Consider the following 7512-nt stretch of genomic DNA (forward strand, 5'->3'; position numbering starts at 1 on the left):
ATCAGCTCCGGTCCCCGCAGGTCGACGACGAGCAGGTCGGCGTACGCGCCGGGCGCGATCACGCCGACCCGGCCGCCGAGGCCCACGGCGTCGGCGCCGCCCTGCAGCCCCGCGTCCAGCCACGTCCAGCCGCCGCCGGCGGACGAGTCGCCGGTGGCCAGGGCGTGCGCCAGGCGCTGGGCCGTCTCGGCGGCGTCCAGCAGCCGGAACGCGTCGCCGCGGGTGCCGTCGGTGCCGAGGCCCACGCGCACTCCGAGCTCGTGCAGCAGCAGGGCGGGAGCCACGGCGTTCCCCTTCCAGGAGCTGGCGACCGGGTTGTAGCTGATCGCTCCGCCGGCGTCGTGGAGCAGGCGGATCTCATGTGGAGTCAGCATGGTCGCGTGGGCCGCCAGCAGCTCGGGGCCGAGCGCACCGACGGCTGCCAGGCGCTCCATCGGACGCAGGCCGGTCTCCACGAGCGACCGCTCGATGGCGGCGAGGTGTTCGTTGACGTGCGTCTGGAACGGCACGCGCGCCTCGCGGGCGATCCGCGCCACCGTCGCCAGCGCCTCGTCGGATGCCGCCTCCGGGATGGAGATCGCCAGGGACGGGTGGATCAGGTCGTGCGACGACCAGCGTCCGAGATGCGCGTGCGCGACCTCCTGCACCTGGCCCGGCGTCAGGACGCGCTCGCCGCCGACGACGTCGTTGCAGATCACGCCGAGCACGCAGCGCAGGCCGGTGCCGCCGACGGCATCCGCGACGACGGCCAGGTCGCCGGTCGCACGGGTGCCCGCATCGGCGACGGTCGTGAAGCCGCCGCGCAGCCATTCCCAGGCCGAAAGGCGGGTGGCGACGTCGATGGCATCCGCGTCCATGTGGCTCTCCATCGGCACCCAGACGCGGCGGAAGATCTCCGAGGGCTCGCCGAACACGAGCGCCTTTCCGAAGGCCTGCGTCAGGTGATGGTGCGCGTCGACGAACCCGGGCATCAGCATGCGACCCGGCAGCTCGGCGACCGCTCCCTGCCACGCCCGGAACTTCTCGGTGGGGCCGATGTCGGTCACCGTGCCGGCTTCGACGAGCACGGAGTGCCCGCGTGCCGGGCCCTCGGGAAGGAGCACCGCCTGCGGCGTCAGCAGCGTCGGCCGTTCGTGCAGGGCCGTCAAGTCGGACATGCTTCTCCTCTTGGATCGTGGATGTCGCGGCACGCCGTTCCGGAGCGGAAGCGGCTGCAGCAAGCGTACCAAATCGATTTGGATCGTGCATCAACGTCATCGAGGCGGAACGCGTCGAGGACGCCGTCGGGGCGACCTCAGCGAGCGATGTCGAGCAGTTCCTCGGCGGGGACGACGCGGGATGCCGCGAGGAGGCCGGGCAGCGCCAGCTCGTCGTCGGGCAGGGTGCCCGGCACGAAGGTCGCCAGCCCCGCGACGGAGAGGCCCGGCCAGCCGTCGGTCAGCGTGCGGACGAGTTCGGGGCCGCGGATGCCGGCATCCTGCAGGGCGCTCAGCTCGGCGGCGCTCACGCCCATCGGCTGCGGCCCGGCCTGCGTGTTGCCGAGGTCAGTGCCGTACAGCACGCGTCCTCCGGCGGCGGCGAAGCGCTCGAGGTTCGTGCGGGCGACGGCGGCATCCGGCGATCCGGCGTGGATCGCCAGGGTCGAGATCCACGCCATCCCGTCCGCGACCGCCGCGGCGATGGTCTCGCCGTGCAGGTGCTCCGAGAACGGCACGTGGGCCAGCACGTCGACGCCCGCCCGCACCGCGCGCTGCGCCATCCCGGCGCCCTCCGCATGCGCGATCACGGGCAGGCGCCGCAGCCGGGCGGCGTCGAGGATCGCGGCGAGCACGTCGTCCGCGAGCGCAGGACCGCCGGAATGCAGCACGACCTTGATGACGGATGCACCGGCATCCGCCATCTCGTCCACCGCCGTGCGGGCCCCGCCGGCCACTCCGGGCGAGGCGGACGCCGACGTGACCGCGCAGACGACGGCATCCGGAGCCCAGCCGCGGCCCGACGGGTACCCGCCGGGCGCGGTCAGGAAGGCGCCGGCGTAGGCCGTGCGCGGCGTGCCCGCCGCGCGCCCGGCGAGCGCATCGGGATCTCCGCCGAGGTCGACCACGCCCGCGATGCCGCCCGCAGTCAGCGCCGCCGCATCGATCAGGTGGAGGTGGACGTGGTGGTCGGTGAACGGCGGCAGCCCGATGCCGGTCTCGCCGGTGAGGGCGTGACGCACCGGGCGCGCACCCGGGCCGAGCACCGCCTGCAGGGCGTCGAGATCGGTCACGGCCACACCGCCTGGGGCAGCTCGGTGCGCACCGCGAACAGCTCCGGGAAGAAGGTGAGCTCCAGCGCCCGCCGCAGGAACGGCACGCCGCTGGACCCGCCGGTGCCGGGCTTCAGCCCGATGATCCGCTCCACGGTCTTCAGATGGCGGAACCGCCAGAGCTGGAAGTTGTCCTCCAGGTCGACGAGCTCCTCGCACGTCTCGTACGCCGACCAGTGGGTGCTCGTGTCGGCGTAGATCCCGGTGAACACGGGCACGAGCTCGGGCGTGAACGTCCATGCCCGCGTGACATCGCGTTCCAGCACGGATGCCGGGATGTCGTAGCCGGACCGCGCCAGCAGCCGCAGGAACTCGTCGTAGAGACTCGGCGCCTCGAGCGCCTCGGTGACCAGGGCGAGGCTCTCCGGCTCGCCGGCGAAGACGCGCAGCATCCCGGCGTGCTTGTTGCCGAGCGTGAACTCGATCGCCCGGTACTGCGCCGACTGGAAGCCGGACGCATTGCCGAGCACGCCCCGGAACTGCGCGTACTCCGTCGGCGTCAGCGTCGCCAGCACCGACCACTGCTCGGTGAGGGTCTTCTGGATGTGCTTGACGCGGGCGATGCCCTTCAGCGCGGGCGCCAGTTCGTCGGCGCGCAGGTGCGCGCACGCGGACGACAGCTCGTGCAGCACCAGCTTGAGCCACAGCTCGGTGGTCTGGTGCTGGATGATGAACAGCAGCTCGTCCGGATGCTGCGGCTGCGACAGCGGATGCTGCGCATCCAGCAGTGTGCCGAGTTCCAGGTAACCGCCGTACGTCATGCGGTCGGCGAGATCGGTGATCACCGATTGCTCGATCGTTCGGGTGTTGTGCTGCACGCCGTCGTCCACGGCGCCCAGCCTACTCAGCGGCATCCCGCCCCGAAGCCGAGACACCGGATTCCGGCTGACGCACCGCGCGACGCACGGTGTCTCAGCCGGAACGTGGTGTCTCGCGCAGGTACGGGACCGGGCATCCGGTCCCGCTTTCGTGCGCGGCGTCAGATGAGGCTGAGTTCGCGCAGCTTCGACTCGACGTCGGCGTTCGAGGGCTCGACGTGGTGGGTCGCGTCGGGGTAGACGACCACGGGGATGTTGGTGCGGCCCGAGATGTCGCGGGCGACGTCGGCGGCGGCCGGGTCGGCCTCGAGGTCGACGTAGCGGTAGTCGATTCCGAGCTCGTCGAGCTGCTTCTTCGTGCGGCGGCAGTCGCCGCACCACTCGGCGCCGTACATCGTGATCGTCGTGTCAGTCATACGACCATTCTCCCGTACGTCGCGGGGACGGGTCTCGGAGCGCCAGATGAGCACGGGGCCTCTCAGAATCCACCCATTCTGGGCGGCCCCCGTGAGTTTCTCGGTGCGACCCATGGAAGCGGGGGCACGGAGGCTTTCCCGGAGGTCCGCATGACACCATGGATCACGGATGCGCCGATCGGCTCGCGGGCGCTCCACCGGATCGGAGCTTCCATGCAGTTGTCAGTCGTCGTCCCGACGTTCAACGAGGCGCCCAACGTCGCTGAGTTGGTGCGTCGCGTGGCGCTGGCGGTGCGCGACATCGAGGCCGAGATCGTGTTCGTCGACGACTCCACCGACGACACCCCCGCAGTGATCCGTCAGGTCGCGGCCACCGCGCCCCTCCCGGTGCGCCTCATCCACCGCGAGAGCCCGACCGGCGGGCTGGGCGGCGCCGTGGTCGCCGGCTTCAAAGCCGCCGAGTCGGACGTGTGCGTCGTGATGGACGGCGACCTGCAGCATCCGCCGGAGGACATCCCGGCGCTCCTGCACCGGCACCGCCGCGGTGACGTGGACCTCGTCGTGGCATCCCGCTATGTCGGCGACGGCGATGCCGGCGGGCTCGCGGACCGCAGCCGTGTGCTCGTCTCGCGCGGGTCGACGCTGCTGACAAAGGCGATGTTCCCGATCAAGCTGCGCGATGTGACCGACCCGATGACCGGGTTCTTCCTGGTGGACCGCCGTGCCATCGACCTGGACACCCTGCGCCCGCGCGGGTTCAAGATCCTGCTCGAGATCCTCGCGCGCAAGGTGATGCGGGTCGCGGAGCTGCCGTTCCGGTTCGCCGACCGGCATGCCGGCGAGTCGAAGGCGTCGTTCGCGCAGGGTCTGCACTTCCTCGCCCAGCTGACCGCGCTGCGGTTCGGCAAGATGTCGCTGTTCGCCATCATCGGCGGCCTGGGCGCGATCGCGAACCTCGTCATCATGTGGGCTCTCATCCGGTTCGGCGTCGAGTACGTCACCGCCGCGATCATCTCGGCCGAGGTCACGATCATCGCAAACTTCCTGGCTCAGGAGCGCTTCGTCTTCCACGACATGCGCGGGTCCGCGACCTCCGGCGTCTGGACGCGGTTCGCGAAGGCGGCGCTGTTCAACAACCTCGAGCTCGTCGTGCGCATCCCGGTGATCACCCTGCTCGTGCACACCTGGCACATCTCCAGCGTGATCGCCGCCGGCATCACCCTGCTCGTCGCCTTCGTGGTGCGCTTCGTCTTCAACTCGCTCGTGGTGTACCGGCAGACCGATGCCGCCAAGCAGCCGTCCGCGGTGCAGCCGCGGGATGCCGCGGAGGGCGTCGACACGGTCTGAACCTGCCGCGCGAGGATCAGGCGGCCCCCGGCACCTTCTGGTCGGGTCGCTCGGTCGCGGGGGCGGTGCTGCTCCCGCGGGCTCTGTCGATGCCCGCCAGCAGCCAGGTGCCGCCGAGGAGCAGCAGCACGCCGAACAGCAGACCGCCCACGATGTCGATGAGGAAGTGGCGGCCGAGGTAGAGCCGCGAGACGAGTTCGATGAGCAGCAGCGCCTGGCCGGTCAGCAGGAAGCCCGCCGCCGCCCGGGCGGAGTGGCGCTGCCACAGCGCGGCGCCCAGGATGAACACGACGAACAGCCGCGACATCGACCCCGACGGGATCGGCCCCGCCCCGCCGACGGAGAGGCCCGGGTCCACCTGGGCGACGGTCACCCCGGCGAGATGGCCGAGCTGGTCCTGGCACACCAGTTGCACGACGATCGCGATCGGCAGGATGAGCGCCTCCCACACGCGGCGCGAGCGCGCGAACAGGGCCATCCCGACGATGGTCGCCGCGAGCAGCGACGGCACGACGTCGCCGACGGTCGTCACCGCGGTGAAGATCGCGACGAGCCCGGGCGTCCGGGCGGCCGCGAGCGTGGTCACCACCGAGGCGTCCAGGCGGTCGTAGACCCGCAGGCGCACGAGCAGCACGAGGGCGATCAGCACCACCGCGAGGATGACCACCGTCAGGATCACCATGCCGGCGCGCGCCGGGCGCGGCGATCCGGGCAGCAGGCGACGCGGCGCCCACGTCGCGACGAGGATGAGCGCGCCGCCCAGCACCACCACGGCGCACCAGGTCAGGTTCCCCAGCATGGCGACAGAGTAGACCCGATGCGGGCGGAAAACAGGAGGGGGTCTTCATTTCCTACTTAATCCATGGTATATCTGGGTCTTGATGTTCGACCCGGCTGTGGGAGCCGGAGACTGGGGATGCTCGAATGCACATCAATCGTCTGTTCGCGGGCGCCGTCACAGCGCTGGGCGTGCTCGCCCTCACCGCCTGCTCGACCGGCCCGGATCTCGCCGGCTCCGCGAAGGCGGACTCGCCGTCCGGCACCGTCACCATCGGGTACTTCCCGAATGTGACGCACGCGCCCGCCATCGTCGGCCTCGCCGGCGGCGAGTACCGGCGCGCGCTCGGCAGCAAGGTCACGATCAAGACCGCGACCTTCAACTCCGGCACCGAGGAGGTCGAGGCGCTGTTCGCCGGCAGCATCGACATCGGCTTCAGCGGGCCGAGCTTCACCGTCACCGCGTGGCAGAAGAGCGGCGGCGCGGCGCTGAAGGTGATCGCGGGCGCCGCAGCCGACGGCGTCGACCTGGTGGTGCGCGCGGGCATCCACTCGCCGGCCGACCTCAAGGGGAAGACCATCGCGACGCCGTCGCTCGGGAACACGCAGGATGTCGCGGCGCGCTACTGGCTCAAGCAGCAGGGGTTCGCCACCGATGCGCAGGGCGGCGGAGACGTCCACATCGAGCCGCAGGACAACGCGTCCGCGCTGACGGCGCTGCAGACCGGCGCGATCGACGGCGCGTGGGTGCCGGAGCCGTGGGCCACCCGCATGGTGGACAAGGCCGGCGCGCACGTGCTGGTGGACGAGGCGGACCTGTGGCCGGGCAAGCTCTTCGTGACCACGAACGTGGTGGTGCGCACCGGATTCCTGAAGCAGCATCCCCAGCAGGTCGAGGACTTCCTCAAGGGGCTGCTCGCCACCCTCGACGCGATGAAGAAGGATCCGAACGCGGCGCAGCAGACCGTCGCCGCGCAGATCGGCGCGATCTCCGGCTCGACGCCGAAGCCGTCCGAACTCGCATCGTCATGGAAGAACGTCGTCTTCACCGCCGACCCGCTCGCGGGGACGCTCGCCACGCAGGCGCAGCATGCCACCGCACTCGGGCTGCTGCCGAAGACCGACCTGACGGGGCTCTACGACCTCGCGCCGCTGAACGCGCTGCTGACGGCACGCGGCGACCGACCGGTGGCCGGGCGATGAGCGCGGGGCGGATCGCTTTGCGCATCGATCACGTGTCGATGCGGTACGGGCGCGCGGGCACCCTTGCCCTGGCGGACGTCGAGCTCAGCGTCGCCGAGGGCGAGTTCGTGTGCCTCCTGGGGAGGTCGGGATGCGGCAAGAGCACCTTGCTCTCGCTGATCGCCGGGCTCGAGCGACCGACCGCCGGGGAGATCGATGCGGGCGGACGGGGGATCGGGATGATGTTCCAGGATTCCGGGCTGTTCCCGTGGCTGACGGTGCAGGGCAACATCGAGCTGGCGCTGCGACTCTCCGGCGTCGCACGCGGCGAGTGGGACGACCGGGTCGCGGAGCTGCTCGCGATCGTCCGACTGCCGGGGATGCAGCGGCGTCGCCCGCACGAGCTCTCCGGCGGCATGCGCCAGCGGGTCGCGCTGGCCCGGACCCTCGCGCAGGACTGCCAGGTGCTGCTGATGGACGAGCCGTTCGCGGCCCTGGACGCCATCACCCGGGATGCGATGCACGACGAGATCGAGCGCATCGCGGCCGAGCGCGCGCTCACGGTGCTGTTCGTCACCCACAACGTGCGCGAGGCCGTCCGTCTCGGCGACCGCGTGCTGCTCATGCAGCCGGGACCGGGCCGGGTCGCGAGCGAGCTCGTGGT

General features: G+C 71.2%; 7 protein-coding genes and 1 pseudogene. 3 read left to right on the top strand and 5 right to left on the bottom strand.

All coding sequences use genetic code 11. The features are described from left to right. The 4 genes from VJR25_RS01585 to VJR25_RS01600 all read right to left on the bottom strand — a co-directional run. The coding region (locus VJR25_RS01585; RefSeq protein WP_324111824.1) for an amidohydrolase family protein at positions 1-1157 on the bottom strand (1157 nt) is incomplete at its 3' end. Positions 1158-1294: 137 nt separating this feature from the next. Then, a complete protein-coding gene (locus VJR25_RS01590; protein WP_324111826.1) occupies positions 1295-2269 on the bottom strand; it encodes a hypothetical protein in 975 nt (324 codons plus the stop codon). Continuing rightward, entirely contained in the window at positions 2266-3069 is an 804-nt protein-coding gene (locus tag VJR25_RS01595) for a tryptophan 2,3-dioxygenase (RefSeq protein ID WP_324111838.1), read from the bottom strand. The genes VJR25_RS01590 and VJR25_RS01595 overlap by 4 nt, the downstream gene beginning before the upstream one ends. A 218-nt stretch (positions 3070-3287) precedes the next feature. Next, positions 3288-3542, bottom strand: coding sequence for a glutaredoxin family protein (locus tag VJR25_RS01600; protein WP_324111828.1), 255 nt, complete (start codon positions 3540-3542; stop codon positions 3288-3290). Positions 3543-3755: 213 nt separating this feature from the next. On the opposite strand from VJR25_RS01600, the gene VJR25_RS01605 reads away from it, so the two are divergent. After that, positions 3756-4889 carry a glycosyltransferase gene (locus VJR25_RS01605; RefSeq protein ID WP_324111830.1) on the top strand — a complete coding sequence of 378 codons (1134 nt, stop codon included), beginning with the start codon at positions 3756-3758 and terminating at the stop codon, positions 4887-4889. Between the two features lie 16 nt (positions 4890-4905). Here the strand turns inward: VJR25_RS01605 and VJR25_RS01610 are convergent, their stop codons facing one another. Beyond that, entirely contained in the window at positions 4906-5688 is a 783-nt protein-coding gene (locus VJR25_RS01610) for a phosphatase PAP2 family protein (protein WP_324111832.1), read from the bottom strand. A gap of 125 nt (positions 5689-5813) precedes the next feature. Between VJR25_RS01610 and VJR25_RS01615 the strand changes: the two genes are divergently transcribed. Next, the gene (locus VJR25_RS01615; RefSeq protein ID WP_324111834.1) at positions 5814-6869 is read left to right on the top strand and encodes an ABC transporter substrate-binding protein; all 1056 of its coding nucleotides are present in this window, start codon (positions 5814-5816) and stop codon (positions 6867-6869) included. A gap of 113 nt (positions 6870-6982) precedes the next feature. Beyond that, positions 6983-7512: pseudogene (locus tag VJR25_RS01620) on the top strand (ABC transporter ATP-binding protein); the annotation flags it as partial.

Source organism: Microbacterium sp., assembly GCF_035277845.1.
In the GTDB taxonomy this organism is placed as follows: Bacteria; Actinomycetota; Actinomycetes; order Actinomycetales; family Microbacteriaceae; genus Microbacterium.

Excerpts from the sequence above, each read along its gene's own strand:
- VJR25_RS01595 (WP_324111838.1), bottom strand. The coding sequence starts at position 3,069 with ATGACGTACGGCGGTTACCTGGAACTCGGCACACTGCTGGATGCGCAG.
- VJR25_RS01600 (WP_324111828.1), bottom strand. The coding sequence starts at position 3,542 with ATGACTGACACGACGATCACGATGTACGGCGCCGAGTGGTGCGGCGAC.
- VJR25_RS01605 (WP_324111830.1), top strand. The coding sequence starts at position 3,756 with ATGCAGTTGTCAGTCGTCGTCCCGACGTTCAACGAGGCGCCCAACGTC.
- VJR25_RS01610 (WP_324111832.1), bottom strand. The coding sequence starts at position 5,688 with ATGCTGGGGAACCTGACCTGGTGCGCCGTGGTGGTGCTGGGCGGCGCG.
- VJR25_RS01615 (WP_324111834.1), top strand. The coding sequence starts at position 5,814 with ATGCACATCAATCGTCTGTTCGCGGGCGCCGTCACAGCGCTGGGCGTG.